Consider the following 26015-nt stretch of genomic DNA (forward strand, 5'->3'; position numbering starts at 1 on the left):
TCTCCTCAGGCAATACTTAAATATTTATGCGTTTGAATCGATAAACGCCAGTTCCTCGCAATGCATGTTTCAATGCACAATTGGGTTGCCCGCTCTTTCTGACTTATAGGCTGTAAAGCAATCACTGTTGAATCAGGAACTTGCGCTCGCAGCAATAACGTATCTAGCTGTTCAATATCTTTAGCCGTTGCGACGGGGTGCTTGATCTCATTTGCTCTTAACAGAGCTGAATCGAGTACAGGCAGTTTGCCCTTCATTGCAATTTTTGGTGACACTGTCACCCATGTATTTGCTGAGGTTTGAACCGGGAATGTGCCGCTGGTTTCAATTTGAATGTGACATCCGATTGCCTCAAATGCTTGCGCAAGTGGACGCAGATCATAAATACACGGTTCACCGCCCGTAATTACAATATGTTTAGCATGATAACCCTGTGTTTTATAGAGCGACACCATCTCTTCTGCACTGACTGAGCACCAAGTTGGGCTATCTTGGGTTTTGGCTAGCACATCATTGATTGGGCGTTCATCTTGCGGCGTTGCATCCCACGTCTGCTTTGTATCGCACCAAGCGCATCCCACTGGGCATTCTTGCAAACGAATAAAAACCGCAGGAACGCCGGTATGCACGCCTTCACCTTGAATGGTCTCAAACATTTCATTAATTTTGTACAACGTAAACTCAGCCTAACTCAATATCAAAAAATGCAGGTCGCTGACCTTAATAGATGCCTTGCCTTAGGTCAAACTAAACCCATCACGTGCGTAAAAATTTGACTAAATCAGTGGCGATCACATCTCAACTTGCATAAGCTGCTGGCTTTCTTCTTCACTTAATTTAGGTAAGTCATGTATAAACTCATCGCTTTAGATATGGACGGTACTCTTCTCAATAGCCAAAAACAGATCACAGCCAGAACAAAACAGGCTATAGCCAAAGCTCGTGAAAAAGGAGTTAGAGTTGTGCTGGCGTCTGGACGTCCTATTGATGGCATGCGCGATAAGTTGCAAGAACTGCATTTAAACTCAAATGAGGATTTTGTCCTTTACTACAACGGCTCAATGGTTCAAAACATTGGCAGTGGTGAAATTATTCATCACAAAATTATCGATGGCCGCTCTGCAAAATTAGTCGCTAACCTTGCTAACCAACTTAACGTGAATACACACGCCTTTAGCCAAGTTCATGGTCTGATCACGCCTAAAATCAGTGAATATACCGAGCTTGAAGCAAGAATCAACGGACTGCCGATCACGGAAATGGATTTTGAACAGCTTGAAGATGATCATCCCATCATCAAAGCAATGATTGTGGCAGAGCCGAGCTTGCTACAAAAAGCCATTGAACAACTTCCTTCGGAACTCTATCAGCAGTTTACCATTGTACAAAGTGCACCATTCTTTCTTGAATTCTTAAACACACAGAGTAATAAAGGCGTCGGTGTCAAAGCGATTGCCGAGCACTTGGGGATCGAGGCTAAACACATTATTTGTATGGGAGATGCTGAAAATGATCATCACATGCTGCAATACGCAGGACTTGGAATTGCAATGGCAAATGCGATGGAACAAACTAAGCAGCTAGCCGACTATATTACACTCAGTAATGACAACGATGGTGTGGCAGTTGCTATAGAAAAATTTGTACTCGGTGAGTCTCACGAATAGGCATTAAAGACGCCTCAGTCGAGGCGTCTTTAATCGGAATGTTGACTAAACAACCAGGTTAAGCACGGCATTTTCGCATGAAGCATGCAAAGATGAGCATGAGTATTGGCAAGCGGAGCGTCTCAACCATTAAAGAGAAAATACTGCTGTATGAAACGAGCGTGGCACCAAATAACACCACTTGATTGAGTGCTAATAACAAAATGATCATCAGCCACATTCGTTGAAGAGTGATGTGTAGTGGTTCAGTGTTCTTTGTCATAACTAAAGCCGATGCCGTCAGCAAAATGGCTAACCAAGCGGTGAAACTAGGCAAGGGCCAGATCATAGCCAGCAGTGCAACCGTGATCGTTAAACCCCACCATACCCCACGCGAACCCAGCAGTGTCCTGACGTCGGTATAAGATTGTTCATCTAAACGAACAATATGCCACGCGACCAGAGCGCCCAACAATCCACCTATCACCATATCGCTGATGAAGGCTTCCCCAATATAGAATTTGGCCAACATTAATAGCCCCATCAACACGATAAAACCCACAAACATTCGGTTGAAATCGAGATGATCAAAAGCTCGCAATAGTGATATCCCTACACCAAACCAAACTGCAATCGGTAAACTTGGAAAACCGTACCCGTAACTTTGGCAAAGTTCCAACAATGGTATATAGGCATGGGGTCTTGGTAATGCAAATCCTTGCTGAGCCACCAATGACAATAATGAACTCACGGTAACCACAAAAAATATCTTATAAACAGATTCTTTACCTAGATAACAGGCAATCACTGGAAACAAAACTATCAGCAATAAAGGATCCGTCAATTTGGTGATCCATACTGCGATTTGATAAATCGACGAACTCAGCGCATACGGCCATTCCGCGACCGTATTCTGCAATTTCATCATCCAGCCTAATTCGATTTGGTGAAACCGAGGCGCAGCAGAAACCAGATTCTCTACATAAATCACGGGTTGACTATCCGCTTCTTGATACATGGTTTTGATCCGATCCCATTGCTCAGGGTAACGATACTGACTTGCATCAATACGATACGGATCGATCAGCATTGCGCTAGCAACCTCGACACCATAATGAGGAGCAAACCAAATAGGCAACTCATGTCCATTACGGCTATTTTTTGACTCAAAAGCAATCACATCGGAATCACTGCGACAGCTGTAAACGACAGCCGTATCCGTATACCCCAACGTGCGCCCTACCGTTACAACAAGGCCCGTTTCTTCCCATGTTTCTCTTTGCGCGGCCAATTCTGGAGATTCACCGGGAGATATCGTCCCTCCTGGCAATGAAATCTGCTTGGTGATCACCTCGTTAACGAGCACGATCTTATGATCGGCTTTAACTAGGCATAGGGCACCACGAATATTATCTGGTAGCGTTACCGGTTGTTGAGCAACACCAACACTTGACCAGAACAACGACAGCAAACAGACACTCAACAATGAAAACTGTTTTAACACATTAAAAATCCATGATTATTATTATCGAATTACTTGCTATCGATTGACTTTCTTAACCAATGTATATGCGATGAAAAACCAGAACGTTGATAAAAAGACTGCGCTCCTTGGTTAAAATCCCACACTTCGACAAAGACTTGGGTAATACCGTACTCTTTCAATGTCTGTTCCATTTTTTGAAACAGCTGCTGTGCGATATGCTGCTGACGATATTGTGGCTCAACGTAAAGCTCATCAATACTGCCCATTGGTACCGCTTTGCTCACGCTTGAAATTAACTCGCAAAAGTGACCCGATATAAATCCCACAATTTGACTGTCTATTTTGGCAACGTAAACCAAACATTCCGGATCATCTAAATAACGAGCAATACTTTTTTCTTGTTCAATCTCTTCTGCTGTTTTGAAATGCTCAGGGCAAGCAAGGTGATGCTCATGATGAAGGTCATACATCAACTGATTCAGTTGCGGTAAATCACGATCACAAGCAGGAGTTATGATAACTAACGACATATTTCGCGCTCTGAATGAATAAAGCTTTGGCCGTGATTCTATAAGATAGTGATTAAAAAATATATCTTCATGCGTAGCGTTTTTGGTCGATTGAGCGCTAATTTCGTCTTAGAACTAAGACAGATGAACTAAGAGAAACAAATAAAATGCGGATTGCAAATTGGCAATAAAAACGCCTCATTCATCTGAGGCGCCTCGATTAATCGTCAACTATAGGGTAGTCGCTAGTGATGGAGCGCTTTTTCTAACTCACTCAAGCTCATTGGGTCATCAATTGTTGAAGGGACAGCATACTCTTCTCCATCGGCAATTTGTCGAATGACTCGACGCAGAATTTTACCAGAGCGCGTTTTGGGTAAACGATCAACAATTAACGCATGCTTAAAGCACGCTACCGCACCAATTTCACTGCGCACTTTGTTAACAAGTTCTTGTTCCAACTCGCGCTCATCCACCTTAACGCCATCTTTAAGCACCACCAACCCTAGCGGCAACTGCCCTTTCAGCTCGTCATACACTCCGACGACAGCACATTCGGCAACCGCAGGATGAGCACCGACGATTTCTTCCATCTCCCCCGTAGATAAACGATGGCCTGCAACGTTTATCACATCATCAATTCGCCCCATGATGAAGAGATAACCTTCTTCATCCAAATAGCCACCATCACCAGAAACATAGTAACCGTCAAATTGAGCAAGGTAACCGGACTCAAATCGTTCGTGATCACGCCATACCGTCGCTAAACAACTTGGTGGTAAGGGGCGTTTCAACGCCACAAACCCTTGTTGATTGGCAGGCATCACTTCACCTAGCTCATTGAGAATCTCAACCTGATAGCCAGGAATCGGTTTCGTTGCTGACCCCGCTTTAATTGGCATAGACTCAAGCCCTATCGGATTACCAGCAATCGCCCAACCAGTTTCGGTTTGCCACCAATGGTCAACTACTGGCTTTTGAGTGTGCTGCTCTACCCATTCAAGTGTCGGCGGGTCAAGACGCTCTCCGGCCATAAAAATAGTGGTTAAAGTGGATAAATCATAATGTTTGAGTAGATCGCCATTGGGATCTTCTTTTTTGATGGCGCGAAAGGCGGTAGGCGCAGAAAAAAGTACGTCCACCTTATACTCTTGGCACACTCGCCAAAATGCAGCCGGATCGGGTGTGCGTACCGGTTTACCTTCATACAAAATAGTGGTGCAACCGTGAATCAAGGGCGCATAAACAATGTAAGAGTGACCGACTACCCACCCCACGTCCGACGCAGCCCAAAAAACACCTTGTTGAGGCATATTGTAGATGGTTGACATGGAGTACTTCATCGCGACTGCATGACCACCGTTGTCGCGCACCACCCCTTTGGGTTTGCCTGTCGTACCTGATGTGTAAAGAATATAAAGCGGATCGGTCGCCAAAACCGGCACACAATCATGCGACGGTGCTTCTTTAACGGCTCGATTCCACTCTAGATCTCGCTCATTATTTAAGTCAGCCACATGCTCCGAGCGTTGTAACACCACCACTTTTTCCGGCTTCCATTTGCTGTCTAAAATGGCACAGTCAACTAAGGGTTTGTAGGGTAAAATCTTATTGATTTCGATACCGCAAGATGCCGTCATAATCACTTTCGGTTCAGCATCTTCAATACGTACCGCTAATTCATTGGGTGCAAAACCGCCAAAAACGACAGAGTGAATCGCGCCAAGCCGTGCACAAGCGAGCATCGCCATCACTGCTTCCGGGATCATTGGCATATAAATGATCACCCGATCGCCTTTAGCAACACCTTGCATTGCCAGCATTCCCGCCACTTTCGCTACCTGCTCTCGTAATTGTGTATAGCTGTATTGACGCTTTCTTCCGGTCACTGGGGAATCATAAATCAGCGCGGTTTGTTCACCTCGCCCCTCTTCACAATGATAATCTAGCGCCAACCAACAGGTATTGAGTACACCATCGGTAAACCAGCGTTCAATGCCATGCTCATCTTTTTGTAAGATAGTTTGGGGAAACTCAAACCACTCAATCTGCCGAGCTTGAGCCTGCCAAAATGATTCAGGTTCAGATTGAGCCCATTGATATTCCTTTAAATATGCCGACATAACATTTCCCTTAACATGATTTGAGGCTTAACGATGGACTCGCACCCAACCTTCCATTAACACCCGCGCGCTGCGGCTCATACTAGCTTTCTCTATTCCCCAATGACCCTCTCGTAAAACGGCTTTAGCGCCCACTTTCAGCGTACCGGATGGATGACCAAAAGTGACCGATTCTTTTGCTCCACCGCTCGCCAACATATTCACTAACGTCCCAGGGACACTGGCCGCTGAAGCGATGGCCACGGCGGCCGTTCCCATCATCGCATGATGCAGTTTTCCCATAGACAGCGCGCGCACCACAATATCGACATCGTTCGCCGATACCGCTTTACCACTGGATGACAAATAGGATTGTGCTTTTGCCACAAACGCTACTTTAGGTGTATGTTGGCGCAGTTGGGCTTGTTCAATATGCTCAATCAAACCCATTTTCACAGCGCCATAAGCGCGAACCGCTTCAAACATCGCCAAGGCATGATCATCATTGTTGATCGCCTCTTGCAGCTCAGTACCTTGATAACCGATGTCGTGAGCATCGATAAAAATCGTCGGAATGCCCGCATTAATGAGCGTTGCATTCAAGGTTCCCACGCCGGGGATTTGCAGTTGGTCGAGCACATTTCCGGTTGGGAACATCACACCGCTATCATCGGCAGGATCGAGAAAATCAACCGCAATTTCAGCAGCGGGAAAGGTCACCCCATCAAGTTCGAAATCACCACACTCTTGCACTTCACCCTGCTCAATTGGCACATGGATGAGAATGGTTTTACCAATGTTGGCTTGCCAAACGCGAACCGCCACAACACCGTTATTAGGGATCCGTTCTGGGTCGATAAAACCGCTGTGAATCGCAAATGGCCCTACCGCCGCAGAAAGGTTACCGCAGTTGCCGCTCCAGTCTACAAACGCTTTGTCTATCGAAACTTGGCCGAACAAATAATCCACATCGTGATCGGCTTGCTCACTTTTGGAGAGAATCACGGCTTTGCTGGTGCTAGAACTTGCGCCGCCCATGCCATCAATTTGTTTGCCATAAGGATCGGGGCTACCAATGACTCGCAACAGCAGTTGATCTCGCGCCTCTCCCGCTTGCTGAGCCTCTTTGGGTAAATCTTCAAGCCGAAAAAACACGCCCTTACTGGTGCCGCCGCGCATATACATCGCCGGAATTTTTAATGAGTTACTCACGTGATACTCCTTTATCCTTAGCGTCATTGAGCCAGAAAATCTTGCGCAAAACGCTGCAATACGCCACCAGCCTGATACACACTGACTTCATCAGCCGTGTCTAAACGACAAGTCACCGTAACCTTCTGCTGTTCGCCCTTATTTGCGCCTTGCGTACGCGTGATCACCAAGGTTAAGTCGACGCTCGGCTTAATATCTCCCACCACATCATAAAGCTCAGTACCATCGAGTTGCAGTGTGTGGCGGTCTGTTCCCGTTTTAAATTGCAGTGGCAGAACACCCATCCCGACTAAATTCGTGCGATGGATCCGTTCAAACCCCTCGGCAACAATGGCTTCAACTCCCGCCAAACGTACACCTTTCGCCGCCCAATCACGTGACGAACCTTGCCCATAATCAGCCCCAGCAATAATGATCAATGGCTGCTTACGATCCATATAAGTCTCTATCACTTCCCACATGCGGGTAACCAAGCCTTCAGGTTCAATACGCGCTAACGAACCTTGCTTTACTTTGCCCTCCTCTTGCACCATCTCATTGAACAGTTTGGGGTTAGCAAAAGTGGCGCGTTGCGCGGTCAGATGGTCACCACGATGCGTGGCATAGGAGTTAAAATCTTGCTCCGGAACGCCCATTTTGAGCAAATATTCCCCAGCGGCACTGGTCGCTAAAATAGCGTTCGATGGCGATAAATGATCCGTAGTGATGTTGTCACCTAAAATCGCCAAAGGTCGCATGGCTGACAACCGACGTTCACCCGCTAACGCACCTTCCCAATAAGGCGGACGACGGATATAAGTGCTCATGGGGCGCCAATCATAAAGTGGCTTTTGTTTGGCCATGTGCTCATCTAATTTAAACATCTGAATGTAGATTTGTTTGAACTGTTCGGGCTTAACATGACGCGCCACCACATCATCGATCTCTTCATCGGTTGGCCATAAGTCATTGAGGTAAATCGGCTTGCCTTGCGCATCTATTCCCAACGCGTCTTTTTCAATATCAAAACGAATCGTACCCGCAAGTGCATACGCCACCACCAATGGCGGAGAGGCAAGAAAAGCCTGTTTCGCATAGGGATGAATGCGGCCATCAAAGTTTCGGTTACCTGATAGCACAGCCGTCGTATAGAGATCGCGTTCAATGATTTGCTGCTCAATCATTGGATCAAGCGCGCCACTCATACCATTACAGGTGGTGCATGCATAAGCGACGATGCCAAAACCGAGCTGTTCTAGTTCAGGCAGCAGGCCAGCTTCCTCTAAATAAAGTTTGGCTACTTTTGAGCCCGGTGCAAAGGAGGTTTTGACCCAAGGTTTGCGAACCAAACCCAATTGATTAGCCTTTTTCGCCAGCAACGCGGCGGCCACGACATTGCGCGGATTACTGGTATTGGTGCACGAAGTAATGGCGGCGATGATCACTGCGCCATCAGGTAATTCGCCTTCTTTGGTTTGCCACGCCCCCGCAATACCGCGCTCGGTCAGTTCGCTTGTCGGCAAGCGGCGATGAGGATTCGAAGGCCCGGCTAAATTGCGCTGTACACTTGAGAGATCAAACTCCAGCACCCGTTCGTATTGCGCTTCAATCAAATCATCGGCCCATAAGCCGGTTTGCTTAGCGTACTGTTCAACCAAGGCTACTTGCTGTCCGTCTCGACCCGTGAGTTTGAGATAGTTGATGGTTTGCTCATCAATATAGAACATGCCTGCGGTTGCACCATATTCAGGTGTCATATTGGAAAGCGTTGCGCGATCGCCAATCGTCAATGCGCGAGCGCCTTCTCCGAAAAACTCCAGATAACAAGACACCACGCGCTGATTTCGCAAGAACTCCGTAATGGCAAGCACAATGTCGGTCGCGGTGATCCCCGCTTGGCGTTGACCGGTTAGTTTAACGCCGACAATATCGGGCAGACGCATCATCGAAGGGCGACCTAACATCACTGTTTCGGCTTCTAACCCACCGACGCCAATCGCCAGCACGCCTAATGAATCGACATGAGGAGTATGGCTGTCAGTACCGACACAAGTATCTGGAAATGCTAAGCCGTTTTTCACTTGGATGACGGGCGACATTTTTTCTAAGTTAATCTGGTGCATGATGCCATTACCCGCCGGAATAACGCTGACATTTTCAAAGGCGGTTTTGCACCATTCGATAAAGTGAAAGCGATCTTCATTGCGGCGATCTTCAATCGCACGGTTTTTTTCAAACGCGTCAGCTTCGAAGCCGGCATGTTCAACCGCGAGTGAGTGATCGACAATCAGTTGCGTTTCCACCACAGGGTTTACTTTGGATGGATCACCGCCTTGCTGAGCGATCGCGTCTCTTAACCCCGCCAAGTCCACTAAAGCGGTTTGCCCTAAAATGTCGTGGCACACCACACGCGCCGGATACCACGGGAAGTCGAGATCGCGCTTACGCTCAATCAGCTGTTTCAGCGAATCAACCAATGTGTGCGGCTCACAGCGGCGGACTAAGTTTTCCGCCAGTATTCGTGAGGTATAAGGCAGCCGATCATACGCTCCGGCTTGGATATCATTGACCGCTTCTCGTGCATCAAAATACTCCAGCGCGGTCACTGGTAATACTTTTTTGTATTGGCTGTTGATCGTTTGATGACTCATCAATTCCACCCATAAAACTGTCTATTCGAAACATTGTCTATTCAAAACATCGTCTAGCGAGCTAGGTTTTACCTACCATCAAACCATACACCAAAGGAGCATGGCTTGATTTCATCCCATTAACGCTGCTCTATTGGTATCCACTCTTGATGTTCAGGGCCGTCATAATCGGCACTTGGGCGAATAATTCGGTTATTAGCGCGCTGCTCAAACACATGAGCGGCCCAGCCAGTTAATCGACTCATGACAAAAATAGGGGTAAATAATGGCGTAGGAATACCCATAAAATGGTAGGCCGAAGCGTGGAAGAAATCCGCATTACAAAATAGGCCTTTCTCACGTTTCATCACCGCTTCAACACGTTCTGATACCGCGTACAAATGCGTATCACCCACCGCTTCAGATAACGCTTTTGACCAACGTTTGATCAATGCGTTACGCGGGTCACTTTCACGATAAATGGCATGACCAAAGCCCATAATTTTGTCTTTATTAGCCAACATTTGCAGAATATTGGCCTCAGCTTCGTCCGGTGTTTGCCAGCGTTCGATCATCGCCATCGCCGCTTCATTGGCTCCACCATGCAACGGGCCACGCAGTGTGCCAATCGCCCCGGTTACGCAAGAGTGAATATCTGACAGCGTAGAAGCACAGACGCGCGCGGCAAACGTTGATGCATTAAACTCGTGCTCTGCGTACAGAATCAATGAGCAATGCATCACCTGCTTATGCAGCTCGCTCGGTGCTTTTCCTGTCAGCATTTTTAAGAAGTAGCCACCAATGCATGCTTCGCTTTGATCTTCAGTGTCAATCCGGATGCCTTGGTGGCTGAAACGATACCAATAACAGATAATAGCGGGGAAAAGTGCCAACATCCGTTCGGTCGCACTCAACTGCTCAGCAAAACTGTGCTCAGTTTCAAGGTTGCCTAAAACTGAACAGCCAGTGCGCATTACGTCCATTGGATGTGTACTGGCTGGCAGCAGCTCTAGCGCGGCTTTTAACGGCTGCGGTAAACCTCGTAATCCCATTAAGCGGGTTTTGTACTGGTCAAGTTCACTTTGATTAGGTAAATGGCCAATCAATAACAGATGAGCGACCTCTTCAAACTGTGCATGGTTGGCAAGATCGGTGATGTCATAACCTCGATAAGTTAGACCCGTCCCCGTTTTTCCGACAGTACATAAAGCGGTGACTCCCGCGCTTTGACCGCGCAGACCTGCGCCGCCCAGTGGTGCGTTTGACATGTTGAACTCCTTTTCCTTTGTTTTTATTATTCCTTTGATGAAAAAAGCTCGTCGAGCTTATCTTCGTAATCGTGGTAATTGAGATAGTCATACAGCTCGCTACGGGTTTGCATGCTATCGAGCAAAGCTTGTTGGTTGCCCTGCTCTAATAAATGACGATAGACATTCTCAGCCGCTTTATTCATCGCACGAAACGCACTCAATGGGTAAAGCACCATATCCACTTTCACTTGAGCAAGTTCTGCACATGGGTAGAGCGGCGTCTGCCCAAACTCAGTAATGTTGGCTAAAATCGGTACTGACTTACCACAAGCTGCGCTTAACGCGGTGGAGAAACGATCGTACTGCTCAAGAGTGGTCATCGCTTCGGGGAAAATCATATCGGCTCCGGCCTGCACGCAAGCAATGGCACGTTCAATGGCGCTATCAATGCCTTCCACCGCTAACGCATCGGTGCGCGCCATGATCACAAACTCTGGGTTCACTCGTGCATCTACCGCGGCTTTTACGCGATCAACCATCTCTTGCTGGCTGACGATCGCTTTATTAGGGCGATGCCCGCAGCGTTTCTGCGCAACTTGATCTTCCATATGCACGGCAGCAGCGCCCGCTTTTTCCATCGCTTTGATAGTGCGAGCAATGCTAAATGCGCCGCCAAAACCGGTATCAATATCCACCAACAAAGGCAAATCACACGCATTGGTGATGCGCTCAACATCCACCAGCACATCATTTAATGTGGTGATACCTAAATCGGGCAAACCATACGAAGCGTTAGCGATGCCACCACCCGACAGATAAATGGCTTGGTGGCCTAAACGTTTGGCCATCATTGCGCAATAGGGATTGATCGTGCCGACAATCTGCAGCGGATCATTTTGTTGAACAGCGAGTCTAAATTTCGCCCCCTGACTTAAGCTCATGAGATTCTCCTAATCAGTCGCTTGGTTATCGCCCTTATTCAAGGCCGCTTCTATGCGTGGTTCTTGGTTTGCTTCATTGCAGGCATGATTATTTTCTGCCCACCGCCCTGTGGCTTACTCTTTTACTATCTGCTGTTCAATCAAGATTCGACTGCCCGAAATATGGCGTCGCATCAACATCTCAGCCAGTTCTTCATCGCCGTTTTTGATCGCTTGTAGAATGTATTTGTGCTCATCCAACGCCTCCTTCGGGCGTGAATGTGAGCGTGGCGATTGATAACGATACATGCGCAGTAAGTGATAGAGCTCATCACACAATAAAGTCACTAATTTATGATTACGGCTGGCTTTGATGATGCGGTAATGAAAGTCAAAATCACCGTGTTGATGGAAATAGGAAGCCCCTTCGACTTGCTCAATATGATTCGAATGTGTCGACAATAATGCCTCTAGCCCTTGTAATTCAGAGGGCGAAATGTTGCGCGCCGCTAACCTTGCCGCCATACCCTCTAACGCTTCGCGTACTGCATAAAGCTCCACCAACTTAGCGGGTGACAACTCAATGACTCGCGCGCCCACATGTGAAACACGTTCGATCAACCCCAAGCCTTCCACACGCATTATCGCTTCACGCAGTGGCCCACGGCTGACTTGAAAACGTTTGGCGAGTTCGGGTTCTGAAATCTTGCTGCCCGGTGCTATACGCCCTTCAACAATCGCCTCAATCAGATACTCCGTAAGGTTTTCCGATTTGGTGTTCTCTTTTTCTCGTTCAACAGCGTGTGATTTTGTATCAGTACTGTTTAGTGTTAGTGCACTATTCATCTTGTTATCGCTCACAGGTTGGATTCATGCTGAGACGCAAAGCACTCACACACTTATATGTGTTAACAATTATTAAAACTTATTGTTAAAATAGACCATAAAACCATCGATAATCAATAAAATTGTCGACATATTAGACTAATGTATAAGAAACTTAATGATTAAATTTGAACCAGAAGAAGATAAAACTCTGTGAGCTTGAAAAGAGAAAAGTGTCGATTTCGCAGATAGAATAAGCAGTGCAACCCATTACCGATGACACGGCCGTCACTTATGAATCTTTGCAAGAGAATCACGCACTCTCCTTTTGGTTACGCTCTCGCCTGCTCGTTGCTCTTATCTGGATGCATTGCTTACAACAGTAAACCGAAAAATCCGCGCAGCTACCCACTACTGAGTGAGGCGATCTATTCTGAAGATGATCTTTCATTGGCAGACAACCCAAATATTATTCGCACGGCAATAGAGCAGAATCAATCGGTTACGATCAATGACCTCAACGCGCTAACAAGCCAGTTACCTATTGTTTTTCCTGAATTAAATTTACACCTTGAGCAAGAACACTCATTTGATGCTCGCTTATTTCAAAGCGCAGTACAGCAACTTGTTGCTCAATTTGCTTGTGAATTGTACAGCAGCCAGCAAATGCCCGATTCGGTTCAAATGTGTGCAAACGATGGCCGTGTAACACCGAACAACTTAGGTTATTTGCCTTTCCAGCAAGGCAAGTATTTGGGGGAGCGTTTAACGGTTCATCGACATTCTCAACCGCAAGGTTCTCAATCGCAAAGTGTAGCGGTTGATCTCTATCTTAAAAGCACATCGGAGCGACCACTGAGTTCAATATGGGGCTCGACGCATACTTTAGGGCGGTTCCATGGATCGCACTTTTCATCGGACAGTGTGGTACTCACCGTCTACTTCGAAGGGCATGTGTTAGATGAGCGCCATCAATGGCAAGCCCAATATCCCGAACCTTTGATCTTTTTCTTGCTGCTGCCCAGTATCACGACCTTACTTCAACAAGGTAATGACGCCTCAGCTGCGCAATTTGCAATGAATAACACCCGATTGCTGCTCGTAGATAGTGAGACAAGGCGCTAACGAAGACTCGTCACACAACGCAGCAAAATAACGCCGTGAACTTTATGAACAAAAACGTTTTTATGCCCTATATTGTTTTTATCTACGCATTAGAGACAAACCTGTAACAGGTTATTAACTTAACGTATCTGCATTGGATCATTGATGCAGTCATGATAACAATGATAAGCACCCTATCTCCGCCTGTAGCATTCAATCACAAACGCTCCAAGGTAAAGATGAAGATGCGCCCTACATAAGGAACGTGAATATGTTTAAGCAGTTCAAACCAACCCTCACTGCATCCATTCTGGCTGCAACCTTTTCTATTAGCAGCTTCGCCGCTGATATTGAGAAACTTCACATTTTAGTACCCGGTGGCGCGGGTGGTGGTTGGGACATGACGGCTCGTGGTACAGGTGATGTACTGATGAAAACCGACATTGTCGGCAATGTGTCTTACCAAAACTTATCCGGTGGTGGTGGTGGTAAAGCGATTGCACACCTAATTGAAACCGCAGACCGCCAAGAAGATACCTTGATGGTCAACTCTACACCGATTGTTGTTCGTTCTTTATCCGGTGTTTTTCCACAATCCTTCCGCGATTTAACACCGATTGCCGCCACCGTTTCTGATTATGGCGCTATCGTTGCTGCGGGCGATTCAAAATACAAAACGTGGGAAGATGCGGTTGCCGATTTCAAAGACAACCCGCGTAAAGTGAAAGTCGCTGGCGGTTCTGCTCGTGGCAGTATGGATCACTTAGTCGCCGCAGCCGCTTTCAAAGGGCAAGGGTTGGATCCAAAAGAAGTTCGCTACATCGCCTATGACGCGGGTGGCAAAGCCATGGCGGCACTACTTTCTGGTGAAACACAACTGCTTTCAACAGGCTTAGGTGAAGTGCTTGAAATGTCCAAGTCTGGCCAAGTGAAAATTTTGGCGATCACCGCCCCCAAACGTTTGGAATCTGCCCCGAATATTCCAACATTAACTGACTATGGCAACCCAACTGTATTTGCCAACTGGCGCGGCTTCTTCGCGGCCCCAGGGATCAGCCAAGAGAAGATTGATCAGTGGAACGCAGCATTAGCGAAAATGTACACCACCGATGAATGGAAAGTGGTACGCGACCGTAATGGTTGGATCGATAACTATCAAGCGGATAAAGAGTTTTACGCCTTCTTAGAAGCCCAAGAAAAAGAGATGGGTGATCTGATGCGTGAGCTCGGTTTCCTGAAGTAAGGTCGCTAAGGGGACAGTTCCTTGCCTTGTCCCCGCTAGCAACACTTTTGCCGTGTGCAGTTATGCTCAATACTCCTTTGTTTATCAGGCAAATATGGATAGGAAAACCTTCATATACCTATCCCTTTGCCCTTAGTTAATCAATTCATTAACTCGCTGCTACACGGCTCTTTTCTCCCCTATTTCTACCATGGAGTTGGATATGTCGGATCTGCCAACCAAATTTTTCAGCAAAGAATATTTACTGTGCCGCGATCGCGTTGGCGCGTTGATCTTCCTTGTTCTTAGCCTTTGCTACGGCTATCAAACGACTCAAATACCGATGTTTCCCGGTGATGAATATGAACCGTTTAACGCCCAAACCTTGCCGACTCTGCTGACTTACGCTGGAATTGGCCTCTCTTTGTTGATGCTGGTGTTAGGGCAGCCCGATAAACAAAGCGGCGCGGTATTGCACTTCAACTGGAAATTGTTGATTGGTTTTTTAGTATTGATGGCGCTGTATGGACTTGGTCTAACCTATTTAGGCTTCGTACTGGCCACCAGTTTCTTTCTACTCGCTGGCTTTTATATTTTGGGTGAAAGACGCAAATCAGTGTTATTTGGTGCTTCTTTTCCCTTTGTCATTGCGTTTTATCTGCTGCTTACTCAAGGTTTGGACATCTACCTTGAGCCCGGCGTTATTTTCACACTCTGGTAGGAACTGATTATGTTAGATGGAATTTTACAAGGGCTTTCTACCGCCATGATGCCAATGAACATCTTCATGGTGATTGTGGGCTGTTTCGTCGGTACTTTTATCGGCATGTTACCCGGGCTTGGCCCTATTTCGGCCATCGCGTTGATGATTCCGATCACCTATGGTCTTGAACCATCTTCAGGTTTGATTTTAATGGCTGGCGTTTATTACGGCGCTATTTTTGGCGGCTCCACTTCCTCCATTTTGATTAATGCTCCCGGATGCTCAGCAACCGTGGTCACCGCGTTTGATGGCTACCCCATGGCGCAAAAAGGCCAAGCTGGTAAAGCGTTAGCCATCGCCGCTTACGCCTCTTTTACAGGCGGAACCTTGTCAGCGATTATGCTCTTGGTCGCAGCGCCTGCACTGGCCAGCGTGTCACTGAGTTTTCAATCCTCCGACTATTTTGCGTTGATGCTACTCGGTCTATCGGCGGTCGCTGCCTTTGCTGGAAAAGGACAAGTCCTTAAAGCATGGATGATGGTTGTTCTTGGCTTGATGCTCTCTACTGTTGGTATTGATAAAGGCGTAGGCGTTGAACGTTTTACCTTTGGCTTAACTGATTTAATGGACGGTTTTAGCTTCCTCTTGCTAGCGATGGCGACATTTGCATTAGGCGAGACATTAATGGGAATTTTAAAACCCGATAGTGATACGCGCTCTGATGAACAAAATAAACTCAGTAATTTAGGCAGTATGAAAATCACCAAGGCAGAATTTAAAGAAGCGGCTCCCGTTTCAATTCGTGCTTCCATTTTAGGTTTTTTCACCGGCGTGTTGCCCGGCGCTGGCGCAACCATCGCCGCATTTTTGAGTTATGGTATGGAGCGCAGCTTAGCGCCCAAAGATAAAAAAGAAGAGTTCGGTAAAGGGTCTTTGCGTGGGCTTGTTGCACCAGAGTCTGCCAATAACGCCGCCTCTAGCGGATCTTTTGTTCCGCTGTTGACACTCGGCATTCCCGGCTCTGGCACCACAGCGATCATGCTTGGAGCCCTGCTCTCTTACGGCATTCAACCTGGCCCTCGTTTATTTGTTGATCATCCTGATGTCTTTTGGTCTGTTATCATCTCAATGTATCTCGGTAATATTGTACTGATCATCCTTAACTTACCGCTTATTCCTTATATTTCAAGGCTATTGGCGGTACCAAGAACCGTATTGCTGCCGATGATTTTGTTCTTCTCAATCACCGGTGTTTATTTGGTTTCGTTTAACACAATGGATGTTTACGTGATGCTGCTTGTCGCGATGGGAGCGATTGCTCTACGGTTAGCCAACTTCCCACTGGCACCACTGCTGCTTGGCTTTATTTTGGGTGGATTAATGGAAGAGAACCTTCGCCGCGCGTTGATGATCAGCGATGGGGAGTTAAGCTTCTTATGGGAACGTCCGATCACTTTCGTGTTTACCGTGCTTGCAGTGGTGATGTTGACTAGCCCACTTGTGGTGATGCTGGCGAACAAACTTCGCTCTTCACCGACCAAAGCCGTTGAATAACAAGAGATTGTATCAATAGAAACTCATCCAACCATACAAAGACCTAGCGAAAATGCTGGGTCTTTGCTTTACTATGCACTTCAAATTTTTCCAATGTCAGCGATTGTCATGTCGTTCATCGTACCTATCTAGGAGCCTCCATGACGGATAGACACTCTTTAATCATCGTTGAAGATGATCTAAAACTCAGAGAAATGTTAACAGAATACTTTGAAAGTCAAGATATTAGCGTCATTGCCCTTGCTGAAGGTGCCAAAGCGAGCGCGGTCATTTTAGAGCAACAACCAGATATCGTGTTACTGGATTTAATGCTACCCGGTGAAGATGGGCTGACAATTTGTAGACAGATCCGTCCTATGTACAACGGTAAGATATTGATGCTGACCGCCAGTGATGACGATTTTGATCACGTTGCAGCACTGGAAATTGGTGCCGATGATTTTGTGACAAAGCCGATTAAACCACGCGTCTTGCTTGCAAGAATGCGTATGCTACTGCGCAGAGTCGACAACGAGCCAATTCAAACCGCGAAAACCGTGCTTGAATTTGGGGCCTTGTCTCTCAATCAATCTCGACATCTTTGTGAAATGAATGGTGAGGCCGTAGCGATGACCGACAGCGAATTCGACTTGCTGTGGCTACTGGCATCAACACCAGATCAAGTCCTATCACGGGATGTATTAACCAAAGCGTTACGCGGGATTGAATACGATGGGCTTGATAGAACCGTCGATAACAAGATTGTCATTTTGCGTAAAAAACTCGGTGATGATTCTTCCACACCGAAACGCATTATTACGGTCCGAGGGAAAGGATACCTTTTTGTACCAGACACGTGGTAATGACCACGTATTTTAGAAGAAACCTGTATGCGTCGTATCTACGTTGAATCTTTTGTTGGTTTATTGCTCTTTTTTTTAGCGACACTCATTACCATTGAACTGGTCGTTTACCAGCTTGGTACTGACTACGATTACGTACTTGAAGATTATCAAGCTGAAGCATTTCATGACTTGGTCACTCGTATTTATCAGCATGAAGGTGAAGCCAACACCTTAAATGTACTAAAAGAATATGCCGATAAAACACGACAACTGATAGAGACGCATACTGAAAAGACCTTACCCTCAGATGTGCGAGCGTTTTTCTTTACCACCGCCCCCAGTGCCTACACCTACTACGATGATGACCGTTTTTTATGGCTGCGCCTTACGTCCACCTCACCAATTTACAGCTTTAAACCCGATGAAGAATCACCACTGAGGCAAGCCATTTTCTTCGCAGATAATCTCTCACTTTTGCTGCTTGTCGTTGGTTTTGCACTGTACTGTGTGTTGCTGATCTGGTTCATCAGTCGGCGAGTGCGTGAATTGGAAAAAGTGACCTTAGCCTTTGCCGCTGGTGATCTGACCGCTCGCGCCTCCATCAAAAGCGGCGATAAAGTCGGCTCTTTAAACAAAAGCTTTAACTACATGGCGAGCAAAATTTCCGCTTTGGTGCTCAGCAATAAAGCGCTGAGTAATGCCGTGGCTCATGAGTTACGCACTCCTATCTTTCGGATCCAATGGCAAGCAGAAATGTTGGCCGATGAATCTCTGACATCAAAACAAGCGGCGAAAGTCGCCAGTATCATCGAAGATACCGAAGAGATGGAAACGATGGTCGATGAACTTCTTTACTACGCGAAAGTTGAAAGGCCAGAAAACGAACTCAATATGCAGACAATTCAGCTCAATTACTGGCTCGAACCGATACTAGATAAATGGCGCAGCAACAGCGTAGTCGAGATCCAGTTGCTACCATTAGCACAAGTCGCCACTTTACAGGTCGATCCATACCTTCTCAAAAGAGCTCTGGATAATTTATTAGGTAATGCTCAGAAATACGCCAAAAGCAAAATAGCCGTTGAAACCTCCGTGATCAACGCAGGTCAAGCAGTGCAAATTGATATCCATGATGATGGAGAAGGGATTGACCCGCAGCACTGGCCATTCATTTTTGATGCTTTTTACAGCGCGGATCTCTCACGTGGAGAGCGACAATCAGGCTTCGGATTAGGCTTGGCCATCGTCAAACAGATCGTTTTACGCCACAGCGGCCAAGTATCGGTGGCTAAAAGTGTGTTCGGAGGCGCTTGCTTTACTCTTGTACTACCCGTGGTGGGCGTTTAAAATTCGGCCACTTAAGAGAATCCGTGAACCGACGTCATTGATTCTCTTTTTAACATGAGGGTGCGGGGCAAAGCTATTTTACGTCTACACGTAATTCACTCATGCCCATTGTCATAGTCATTCATTATTAGGTTGTTCATTTTATGAAACCAGGTCGTACGGGTATAAAGCGTCTGTTTTATGCCACAGGTTATTCAATACAAGGGCTGAAAGCCGCGTGGCTAAACGAAGCCGCTATTCGACAAGAAACTGTCACTTCAATTTTGTTGATTACCATTACTTTCTTTTTGCCTGTCACTAAAATTGAGCAAATCATGATGATTGGTTGCTTAGTCTTAGTTGTGATTGTGGAGTTGATGAATTCCGCCGTGGAAGCCGTGGTTGACCGCGTCGGTAGCGAATGGCACGAACTCAGTGGCCGCGCCAAAGACATCGGTTCAGCTGCCGTACTGATCGCGTTGATATTTTCAGCATTCACATGGATGTTTATTCTGTGGCCTTATTACTTTTAGCGTATCATTTTGGCGCGCGTTAATGGCTCATTGCTTTATAACGGCCAACCAGTTGTAAAAAAGCCAGCAGAATCATAGAACAAACGACTGCTGGCTATGTCGATTTAGGAATGGTTTGGATAATCTGTATATCCCTTAGTACCTCCACCAAATAAGCAACTTGGATCAAATGCCGATAATGTACGGTTCATTTTCAAACGCTCGACTAAGTCTGGATTCGCAATAAAGGGACGCCCAAATGCGACTAAGTCGGCGTAGCCATTTTCCAAGATTTGGTTTGCTCGCTCAACGTCATATCGGCCTGCAACAATAATGGTATTGGTGAACAGCTCACGTAAATGTCGGCGAAAATCTTCAGGGATTTGTGGAGCATCATCCCAATCAGCTTCTGACAAATGCAGATACGCAATACCGAGTTTCTGTAATTGCTCCGCCGCTTGTAAAATCGTTGGGACGATATCTGGGCAGTTCATATCTTTAAATGTGATGTAAGGCGCCAAGCGAACTCCAACTTTGTCAGCGCCAACCTTATCAATGATTGCACTCACAACTTCCATAAGAAAACGCAAGCGGTTTTCTCTGCTGCCACCATATTGATCAGTGCGATGATTCGAATTGGTTCGCAAAAACTGATCGATCAAATAGCCATTACCACCATGAATTTCGATGCCATCAAAGCCAGCCGCAATCGCATTGTGTGCAGCATTAGCAAAATCGCGTACCACTTGGTTAATCTCTTGCAATGTCATTGCTCTTGGTTCAACGCATTCCATCATCTCACCGGCACTCCCCGGCTGTGCAATCCAGACTTTGGTATCGACTGGAGCAATAGCTGAAGGAGCCATCGGCTTTTGACCTTGTTGAAAAACAGGATGCGATACTCGCCCTACATGCCATAGCTGATTCACTATTTTTCCTCCGCGATCATGCACGGCTTGAGTGACCTGCTGCCAACCCACTATTTGTTCTGGCGTGTATATGCCAGGAGTAAATGAGTATCCTTGGCTATCGTCTGATATTTGTGTTGCTTCAGTAATAATCAGACCAGCACTCGCTCGCTGAGCATAATATTGCGCCATGATGTCGTTGGGAACATTACCCGGTTGACTTGTCCGAGCCCGCGTCATCGGAGCCATTACCAGCCGGTTATTCAAAGAAAGTGGACCGATTTGTGTCGGGGAAAATAAGCTACTCATCATTCAATCGCTCTGTATTGGGTTGTTATCCATAGGCTATAACAAAAGAATCACTAAATAATCTAGCTATAATTAAAAAGAGTATTTAGGATTACTTAACAATAACTGCGATATAGAATCTTAATGAACAAATTATTGAACATGGAGGTCTTTGTTGCCATTGTTGAGCAACAAGGGTTGGCGGCCGCCGCAAAAGCCATCAATATGTCCGCCGCTTCAGTCACACTAAAACTGCAAGAGCTTGAACGCCACTATGGCGTGAAATTGCTGCAAAGAACCACACGTAAAATTGCATTGACGGAAGCCGGCGAACGTTTCTATCCATTATGTTTACAAACCTTAGCCAACATCACTGAAGTCGAGTCTTCGCTATTCGCCGAGAAAACACACTTGGAAGGCAATATAAAAATTTCGGCACCCAAAGATCTCGGGCGACAACATTTATTGCCACTGCTCGACTCCTTCTTAGCAAGGCATCCTAAAATTGTGCCTCAGATTACCTTTAGTGACAGTGTGTTAGGGATATATGAAACAAAACTTGATTTGGTATTGCGTTACGGCACACTCAAAGATAGTCAATTGGTTTCCAGAAAATTAGCAACAAGTCGCCGCGTTCTTTGTGCCTCACCCGCATATTTAGCGTGTCATGGTCAACCGACACACCCAGAGGATCTCAAACAGCATGCTTGCTTGGGTATGCTACGCAAAAGTGAATCATTAACGCGTTGGTCTTTTCTTAAAGGAGATGTCGTTCAAGATATCCTGATCAAACCATCACGTTTGTCTAATGATGGCGAAGTGATTCGTCAGTGGGCACTCGAAGGCGCAGGTATTGCACTCAAATCACAACTCGATATTCAACCCGACCTCAATGCTGGGAAACTCGTTCTTCTCTTGGAAGATTATCGGCAAAGTTTTAGTTCACACGATTTGGCCACAGGATCGGACTTGCATCTGCTCTATCCTAATCGTGATCACCAACCGTCACGTATCAAAATATTGATCGAGGAGATTGTGCGCTATTTTGAAAAACGTACGCTTCCTACTGGGCAATAGCAAAAGAGCACCGATAAAAGCGCTCTTTGTTTATTTTATTTCGACAATTTTCGGCGATTAAATGTCGAAAATTGTATTTCTGCTCTTAGGCGGCTATTTCTTATTCGCGTACTTCATTGAGTCCAACGCGACAGCGAAAATAATAATGCCGCCTTTAATGATGTACTGCCAGTAAGGGCTCACGCCAATGTAGGTCATACCATAGTTGATCACAGTGAAGATAAGCACACCCGTGACCACACCCGCAATGCTTCCGACACCGCCAGCAAATGACACGCCACCCACAACACAGGCTGCAATCGCATCCAACTCGTACAGGAAGCCAAGGTTATTGGTCGCACTGCCGATACGGCCAGCTTCCAACATACCGCCAAACGCATAGAACACACCCGATAAAGCATACACTTTCAGTAGCGTCAATGGCACATTAACACCAGAAACTTTTGCGGCTTCTGGGTTACCACCGACCGCGAAAATGTTCTTACCAAAAACGGTCTTATTCCACAAAATCCATGTAAAAATAATCGCGATAATGGCGTAGAAGGTTATGTACGAAAACCTAAAATCTCCAAATCGAATAAAACCTTGAGTGAATGAAGAGAAACGCTCATCAAAACCTGCAATTGGAGATGCACCCACCGAATCGTAGTAGAGAGAGTTAATCCCGTAGACGATGATCATGGTGCCTAATGTGGCGATAAACGGCGTTACTTTTAAATAAGCAACAATCACACCGTTCACTAAGCCGATGATCGCGCCGATCGCGCACACACAAAGAATCACAGCCACAATCGGTACGTCACCAATGCTGGGGAATACTTTGTTGACGTTATCAATTGATTGTAAAAGTGTTGCCGAAATTACAGCGGCTAAACCCACTTGACGCCCAGCAGAAAGGTCGGTTCCTTGCGTTACAATCAGCCCCGCCACACCCAATGCAATAATAACGCGTACTGAAGATTGCGTTAATATATTACTAAAGTTGCGTAAACTTAAAAATGATGGCTCCTGAATAATAATAATTGCCAGAAGAATAAATAGAACCGCATAGATCGCACCTTCCTTTAGGTGCTTCATTGCAAATGTTTTAACTGAATCCATAATAATTTCCCTAGAGGTAACGAGAGGCCAGCTCTAATATTTCATTCTGTGAAGTGTCTTTAGTATTAACGATTCCCGCAGCTCGGCCATTACTCATCACCAATATTCTGTCGGTAATGCCTAACAACTCTGGCATTTCGGAAGAGATAATAATAATCCCTTTATTCTTTTTCGCTAATTCCAATATCAATTGATAAATTTCAAACTTTGCTCCGACATCAATACCCCGAGTCGGCTCATCAAGCATTAATATTTCTGGCTGAGTTAACAACCAACGGCCAATAATGACTTTCTGCTGATTACCACCAGACAAAGAACCGATTGATGTTTCATGAGAAGGTGTTTTTACACTCATGGAGTCGATTACCCACTGTGTATCACTCCTCATTTTTTTATTACTCAGTAAACCTAATTTGGTTTTGTATTCATCCACATTGGCAACCAAAGAGTTAAAGGTAATATCTAAATTACTGTAAATGCCGGTTGAACGACGCTCTTCTGTCACCAACGCAAAACCACTATTGATCGCTTCATGTGCATCACGGTTTTTCATCTCTCGGCCATGTAACATAATGTGGCCGTTACTACGCTCACGAACCCCAAAAATGGTTTCCACAATATCAGTGCGTCTTGAACCGACGAGCCCAGCCACACCTAAGATTTCACCTTCTCTGAGATCAAACGAAATATCCTGAATAGAGGGTTGGTTCAGTGCTGTTAAATTTTTGATTTCGAGGATAATTTCTTTTGGCACATTGGTCTTTGTGGGAAAGCGCTGTGTTAATTCACGGCCAACCATCATCGAAATGATTTTGTCCATATCGAGCCCTTTCAACGGCCTCGTATCAACCCATTGCCCATCACGCAAGATGGTTATCTCATCACAAATAGTAAATATTTCTTCCATTTTGTGAGAGATGTACACCACGCCACAGCCTTTTTCTTTCAACTTGTTAATGATAGTAAAAAGATGCGATACCTCTTTTTCAGTCAAAGAGGACGTGGGTTCATCCATGATCACAATGCGCGCGTTATAAGAAAACGCTTTCGCTATTTCGACCATCTGCCTTTGTGATACCGATAATTTAGCCACTTTAATTTTCGGGTCTATATCAATATCGAGTTCATCAAAGATCTCTTTGGTATCGCGATACATTTTATCGTGATCGACAAAGAGTCCTTTCTTTGGGTAACGCCCTAGCCAAATATTATCCATTACAGAACATTGTAATACTTGGTTAAGCTCTTGGTGGACCATGGAAACACCCGCTTCCAAAGCTTGCTTAGACGATTGAAAATTCACATGTTCGCCTAAAAATATAATATCACCTTCGTTTTTATCATAAATTCCAAAAAGGCATTTTAATAGCGTCGACTTACCTGCACCATTCTCTCCCATTAACGCATGAATAGAGTGTGGTCGAACTTTCAAATTAACTTTATCTAATGCCTTAACCCCGGGAAACTCTTTACTCACTCCTGTCATTTCTAACAGAAATTCATGCTCTTGATTTACCATGGCATCACTTATTTATTCTTTGATTAATACCATTCAATATTAAATAAAATTTAATCAGCAATTATTTATTATTGATTGTATAAACACCCTATAAGTTAGGGAGTAAAGGGGGAATGACTTCCCCCTTGAACTTTAGGTTACTCGAGTGTCGATTTATCCACACCAACATAAGGAACACGAACAATCTTATTGGCCATTTCCCATTGAGTGCCTTCGGTTGCAGCTTTGCCGTTGGCTAAATTACGTGCAAGTTCAAATGTCGCTTTGGCTTGTGAATCTGCATCATTAAGCACAGTGCCTGCCATGTCGCCAGATTTAACTAATGCTAATGCTTCTGCTAACGCATCAACACCGAATACTGGTACTTTCGTACCCGCACCACGTAACGCTTCAATCGCACCCATCGCCATACCATCATTATTGGCAATCACAACTTCGATTTTGCTGCCGTTGGGGCCAGATAACCAAGCATCCATTTTATCTTTTGCCATGGCGGTATCCCACATACCAGTATCCATGTGTAGCTCTTCTGTTTTGATGCCATTTTCGTTAATCGTTTTCACAGAATAAGAAGTACGAGCTTCCGCATCTGGGTGACCTGGTTCGCCTTTCAGCATTACATATTGCAGTACACCGTCACCGTTTTTATCCCAAGCAGGATTGGCTTTCCAGTGTTGTGCAATGAGATCGCCTTGGATGATGCCCGACTCTTTTGAATCTGTACCCACATAATAGGCTTTGTCATATGAAGCGAGCGCTTTAGCACTCGGTTCTTTGTTGTAAAAAACGATAGGAACATCATCCATTTTCGCTTTTTGAATAATACTTGGTGCAGCTGCAGGGTCGACAAGGTTGATCGCCAGTGCTTTCACACCACGAGCCAACATGACATCCACTTGGTCATTTTGCATTGATTGGCTGTTTTGTGAGTCATTCATCAAAACCTTGGTGTTGCCGTCATTATTTGCCTGTTTTTCAATCGCTTGGCGAACAACTGACATAAAGTTATCATCGTACTTATAAACGGTCACACCGATCGTTGTGTCAGCCATGACTTGAGTGCCGAAACTCATACCAGCCGCAAGCATGGCTAAAGTAGTTAACTTTCTCATTGAACAAGTCCTATTTGTTAGTGTTGTTATTACGTTGTGTAGGGGGAGAAACGTTAACTCTGAGAAACAGCAGTGAAAACGTTTACCTTTCAAAGTATAGTAGTAAAACAAACAATTAATGTGAACCAGTTAAAATTTCAGTTTTGAAATCGCATTTTCATGCGGTTTCTTGTGAATAGTTTGATAACTATTGCAAAACTAAGTAA

22 protein-coding genes are annotated in these 26015 nt (G+C 45.6%); 9 read left to right on the top strand and 13 right to left on the bottom strand.

Going from position 1 to position 26015, the window contains the following annotated elements:
- Positions 1-5: 5 nt before the first annotated feature.
- Complete coding sequence (gene queE / locus AACR75_RS05735; protein WP_081265485.1) at positions 6-674, bottom strand: 7-carboxy-7-deazaguanine synthase QueE; 669 nt, start codon at positions 672-674, stop codon at positions 6-8.
- Between the two features lie 174 nt (positions 675-848).
- Here queE and yidA point away from each other — a divergent pair, with 174 nt between their 5' ends.
- The gene (gene yidA / locus AACR75_RS05740; protein ID WP_047689143.1) at positions 849-1667 is read left to right on the top strand and encodes a sugar-phosphatase; all 819 of its coding nucleotides are present in this window, start codon (positions 849-851) and stop codon (positions 1665-1667) included.
- Between the two features lie 58 nt (positions 1668-1725).
- Here yidA and AACR75_RS05745 read toward each other — a convergent pair whose 3' ends face one another.
- From AACR75_RS05745 to AACR75_RS05780, 8 genes are all read right to left on the bottom strand, one after another.
- Positions 1726-3150 (bottom strand): bifunctional NUDIX hydrolase/phosphatase PAP2 family protein, encoded by a 1425-nt coding sequence (locus AACR75_RS05745; RefSeq protein ID WP_047689145.1) that lies wholly within the window; start codon positions 3148-3150, stop codon positions 1726-1728.
- 29 nt (positions 3151-3179) lie between these two features.
- On the bottom strand, positions 3180-3662 hold the full coding sequence (locus AACR75_RS05750; RefSeq protein ID WP_017046144.1) for a GNAT family N-acetyltransferase: 483 nt from the start codon (positions 3660-3662) through the stop codon (positions 3180-3182).
- A gap of 224 nt (positions 3663-3886) precedes the next feature.
- On the bottom strand, positions 3887-5764 hold the full coding sequence (locus tag AACR75_RS05755; protein ID WP_047689149.1) for a propionyl-CoA synthetase: 1878 nt from the start codon (positions 5762-5764) through the stop codon (positions 3887-3889).
- A 27-nt stretch (positions 5765-5791) separates the two neighbouring features.
- Positions 5792-6982 carry a 2-methylaconitate cis-trans isomerase PrpF gene (gene prpF, locus AACR75_RS05760; RefSeq protein ID WP_047689151.1) on the bottom strand — a complete coding sequence of 397 codons (1191 nt, stop codon included), beginning with the start codon at positions 6980-6982 and terminating at the stop codon, positions 5792-5794.
- Positions 6979-9585, bottom strand: a complete 2607-nt coding sequence (gene acnD, locus AACR75_RS05765; RefSeq protein WP_047689154.1) for a Fe/S-dependent 2-methylisocitrate dehydratase AcnD — start codon at positions 9583-9585, stop codon at positions 6979-6981. Before acnD ends, prpF begins: the two co-directional genes overlap by 4 nt.
- A gap of 119 nt (positions 9586-9704) precedes the next feature.
- A complete protein-coding gene (gene prpC / locus AACR75_RS05770; protein WP_013856951.1) occupies positions 9705-10832 on the bottom strand; it encodes a bifunctional 2-methylcitrate synthase/citrate synthase in 1128 nt (375 codons plus the stop codon).
- A 26-nt stretch (positions 10833-10858) separates the two neighbouring features.
- Positions 10859-11755: a methylisocitrate lyase gene (prpB, locus tag AACR75_RS05775; protein WP_017046149.1), complete on the bottom strand. Its 897-nt coding sequence runs from the start codon at positions 11753-11755 to the stop codon at positions 10859-10861.
- Between the two features lie 114 nt (positions 11756-11869).
- Positions 11870-12580, bottom strand: a complete 711-nt coding sequence (locus AACR75_RS05780) for a GntR family transcriptional regulator (RefSeq protein ID WP_047689159.1) — start codon at positions 12578-12580, stop codon at positions 11870-11872.
- 273 nt (positions 12581-12853) lie between these two features.
- On the opposite strand from AACR75_RS05780, the gene AACR75_RS05785 reads away from it, so the two are divergent.
- The 7 genes from AACR75_RS05785 to AACR75_RS05815 all read left to right on the top strand — a co-directional run bounded on the left by AACR75_RS05785 (position 12854) and on the right by AACR75_RS05815 (position 19825).
- A complete protein-coding gene (locus AACR75_RS05785; protein WP_047689161.1) occupies positions 12854-13684 on the top strand; it encodes a hypothetical protein in 831 nt (276 codons plus the stop codon).
- Between the two features lie 250 nt (positions 13685-13934).
- On the top strand, positions 13935-14906 hold the full coding sequence (locus AACR75_RS05790; protein ID WP_047689163.1) for a tripartite tricarboxylate transporter substrate binding protein: 972 nt from the start codon (positions 13935-13937) through the stop codon (positions 14904-14906).
- Between the two features lie 202 nt (positions 14907-15108).
- The gene (locus AACR75_RS05795) at positions 15109-15606 is read left to right on the top strand and encodes a tripartite tricarboxylate transporter TctB family protein (RefSeq protein ID WP_010318351.1); all 498 of its coding nucleotides are present in this window, start codon (positions 15109-15111) and stop codon (positions 15604-15606) included.
- A gap of 9 nt (positions 15607-15615) precedes the next feature.
- Positions 15616-17142, top strand: coding sequence for a tripartite tricarboxylate transporter permease (locus AACR75_RS05800; RefSeq protein WP_047689166.1), 1527 nt, complete (start codon positions 15616-15618; stop codon positions 17140-17142).
- A gap of 140 nt (positions 17143-17282) precedes the next feature.
- Positions 17283-17984, top strand: coding sequence for a response regulator (locus AACR75_RS05805; protein ID WP_013856957.1), 702 nt, complete (start codon positions 17283-17285; stop codon positions 17982-17984).
- A 27-nt stretch (positions 17985-18011) separates the two neighbouring features.
- Positions 18012-19313, top strand: coding sequence for an ATP-binding protein (locus AACR75_RS05810; RefSeq protein WP_047689168.1), 1302 nt, complete (start codon positions 18012-18014; stop codon positions 19311-19313).
- A 143-nt stretch (positions 19314-19456) separates the two neighbouring features.
- Positions 19457-19825 carry a diacylglycerol kinase gene (locus AACR75_RS05815; protein WP_017046154.1) on the top strand — a complete coding sequence of 123 codons (369 nt, stop codon included), beginning with the start codon at positions 19457-19459 and terminating at the stop codon, positions 19823-19825.
- Positions 19826-19929: 104 nt separating this feature from the next.
- On the opposite strand, the gene AACR75_RS05820 is transcribed toward AACR75_RS05815, so the two are convergent.
- Complete coding sequence (locus AACR75_RS05820) at positions 19930-21021, bottom strand: alkene reductase (protein WP_047689220.1); 1092 nt, start codon at positions 21019-21021, stop codon at positions 19930-19932.
- 123 nt (positions 21022-21144) lie between these two features.
- Between AACR75_RS05820 and AACR75_RS05825 the strand changes: the two genes are divergently transcribed.
- On the top strand, positions 21145-22077 hold the full coding sequence (locus AACR75_RS05825; protein WP_047689171.1) for a LysR family transcriptional regulator: 933 nt from the start codon (positions 21145-21147) through the stop codon (positions 22075-22077).
- A gap of 93 nt (positions 22078-22170) precedes the next feature.
- Here the strand turns inward: AACR75_RS05825 and mglC are convergent, their stop codons facing one another.
- The 3 genes from mglC to mglB form a co-directional block, all read right to left on the bottom strand.
- A complete protein-coding gene (gene mglC, locus AACR75_RS05830) occupies positions 22171-23178 on the bottom strand; it encodes a galactose/methyl galactoside ABC transporter permease MglC (protein WP_013856962.1) in 1008 nt (335 codons plus the stop codon).
- Positions 23179-23188: 10 nt separating this feature from the next.
- Positions 23189-24697, bottom strand: coding sequence for a galactose/methyl galactoside ABC transporter ATP-binding protein MglA (gene mglA / locus AACR75_RS05835; protein WP_013856963.1), 1509 nt, complete (start codon positions 24695-24697; stop codon positions 23189-23191).
- Positions 24698-24834: 137 nt separating this feature from the next.
- Complete coding sequence (gene mglB, locus AACR75_RS05840; protein WP_026029085.1) at positions 24835-25809, bottom strand: galactose/glucose ABC transporter substrate-binding protein MglB; 975 nt, start codon at positions 25807-25809, stop codon at positions 24835-24837.
- Positions 25810-26015: the final 206 nt, after the last annotated feature.

This window comes from Vibrio sp. ZOR0018 (assembly GCF_963865925.1).
Classification (GTDB): Bacteria; Pseudomonadota; Gammaproteobacteria; order Enterobacterales; family Vibrionaceae; genus Vibrio; species Vibrio anguillarum.

Excerpts from the sequence above, each read along its gene's own strand:
- yidA (WP_047689143.1), top strand. The coding sequence starts at position 849 with ATGTATAAACTCATCGCTTTAGATATGGACGGTACTCTTCTCAATAGC.
- AACR75_RS05750 (WP_017046144.1), bottom strand. The coding sequence starts at position 3,662 with ATGTCGTTAGTTATCATAACTCCTGCTTGTGATCGTGATTTACCGCAA.
- AACR75_RS05755 (WP_047689149.1), bottom strand. The coding sequence starts at position 5,764 with ATGTCGGCATATTTAAAGGAATATCAATGGGCTCAATCTGAACCTGAA.
- prpF (WP_047689151.1), bottom strand. The coding sequence starts at position 6,982 with ATGACGCTAAGGATAAAGGAGTATCACGTGAGTAACTCATTAAAAATT.
- acnD (WP_047689154.1), bottom strand. The coding sequence starts at position 9,585 with ATGAGTCATCAAACGATCAACAGCCAATACAAAAAAGTATTACCAGTG.
- prpC (WP_013856951.1), bottom strand. The coding sequence starts at position 10,832 with ATGTCAAACGCACCACTGGGCGGCGCAGGTCTGCGCGGTCAAAGCGCG.
- prpB (WP_017046149.1), bottom strand. The coding sequence starts at position 11,755 with ATGAGCTTAAGTCAGGGGGCGAAATTTAGACTCGCTGTTCAACAAAAT.
- AACR75_RS05780 (WP_047689159.1), bottom strand. The coding sequence starts at position 12,580 with ATGAATAGTGCACTAACACTAAACAGTACTGATACAAAATCACACGCT.
- AACR75_RS05785 (WP_047689161.1), top strand. The coding sequence starts at position 12,854 with ATGAATCTTTGCAAGAGAATCACGCACTCTCCTTTTGGTTACGCTCTC.
- AACR75_RS05790 (WP_047689163.1), top strand. The coding sequence starts at position 13,935 with ATGTTTAAGCAGTTCAAACCAACCCTCACTGCATCCATTCTGGCTGCA.
- AACR75_RS05795 (WP_010318351.1), top strand. The coding sequence starts at position 15,109 with ATGTCGGATCTGCCAACCAAATTTTTCAGCAAAGAATATTTACTGTGC.
- AACR75_RS05800 (WP_047689166.1), top strand. The coding sequence starts at position 15,616 with ATGTTAGATGGAATTTTACAAGGGCTTTCTACCGCCATGATGCCAATG.
- AACR75_RS05805 (WP_013856957.1), top strand. The coding sequence starts at position 17,283 with ATGACGGATAGACACTCTTTAATCATCGTTGAAGATGATCTAAAACTC.
- AACR75_RS05810 (WP_047689168.1), top strand. The coding sequence starts at position 18,012 with ATGCGTCGTATCTACGTTGAATCTTTTGTTGGTTTATTGCTCTTTTTT.
- AACR75_RS05815 (WP_017046154.1), top strand. The coding sequence starts at position 19,457 with ATGAAACCAGGTCGTACGGGTATAAAGCGTCTGTTTTATGCCACAGGT.
- AACR75_RS05820 (WP_047689220.1), bottom strand. The coding sequence starts at position 21,021 with ATGAGTAGCTTATTTTCCCCGACACAAATCGGTCCACTTTCTTTGAAT.
- AACR75_RS05825 (WP_047689171.1), top strand. The coding sequence starts at position 21,145 with ATGAACAAATTATTGAACATGGAGGTCTTTGTTGCCATTGTTGAGCAA.
- mglC (WP_013856962.1), bottom strand. The coding sequence starts at position 23,178 with ATGGATTCAGTTAAAACATTTGCAATGAAGCACCTAAAGGAAGGTGCG.
- mglA (WP_013856963.1), bottom strand. The coding sequence starts at position 24,697 with ATGGTAAATCAAGAGCATGAATTTCTGTTAGAAATGACAGGAGTGAGT.
- mglB (WP_026029085.1), bottom strand. The coding sequence starts at position 25,809 with ATGAGAAAGTTAACTACTTTAGCCATGCTTGCGGCTGGTATGAGTTTC.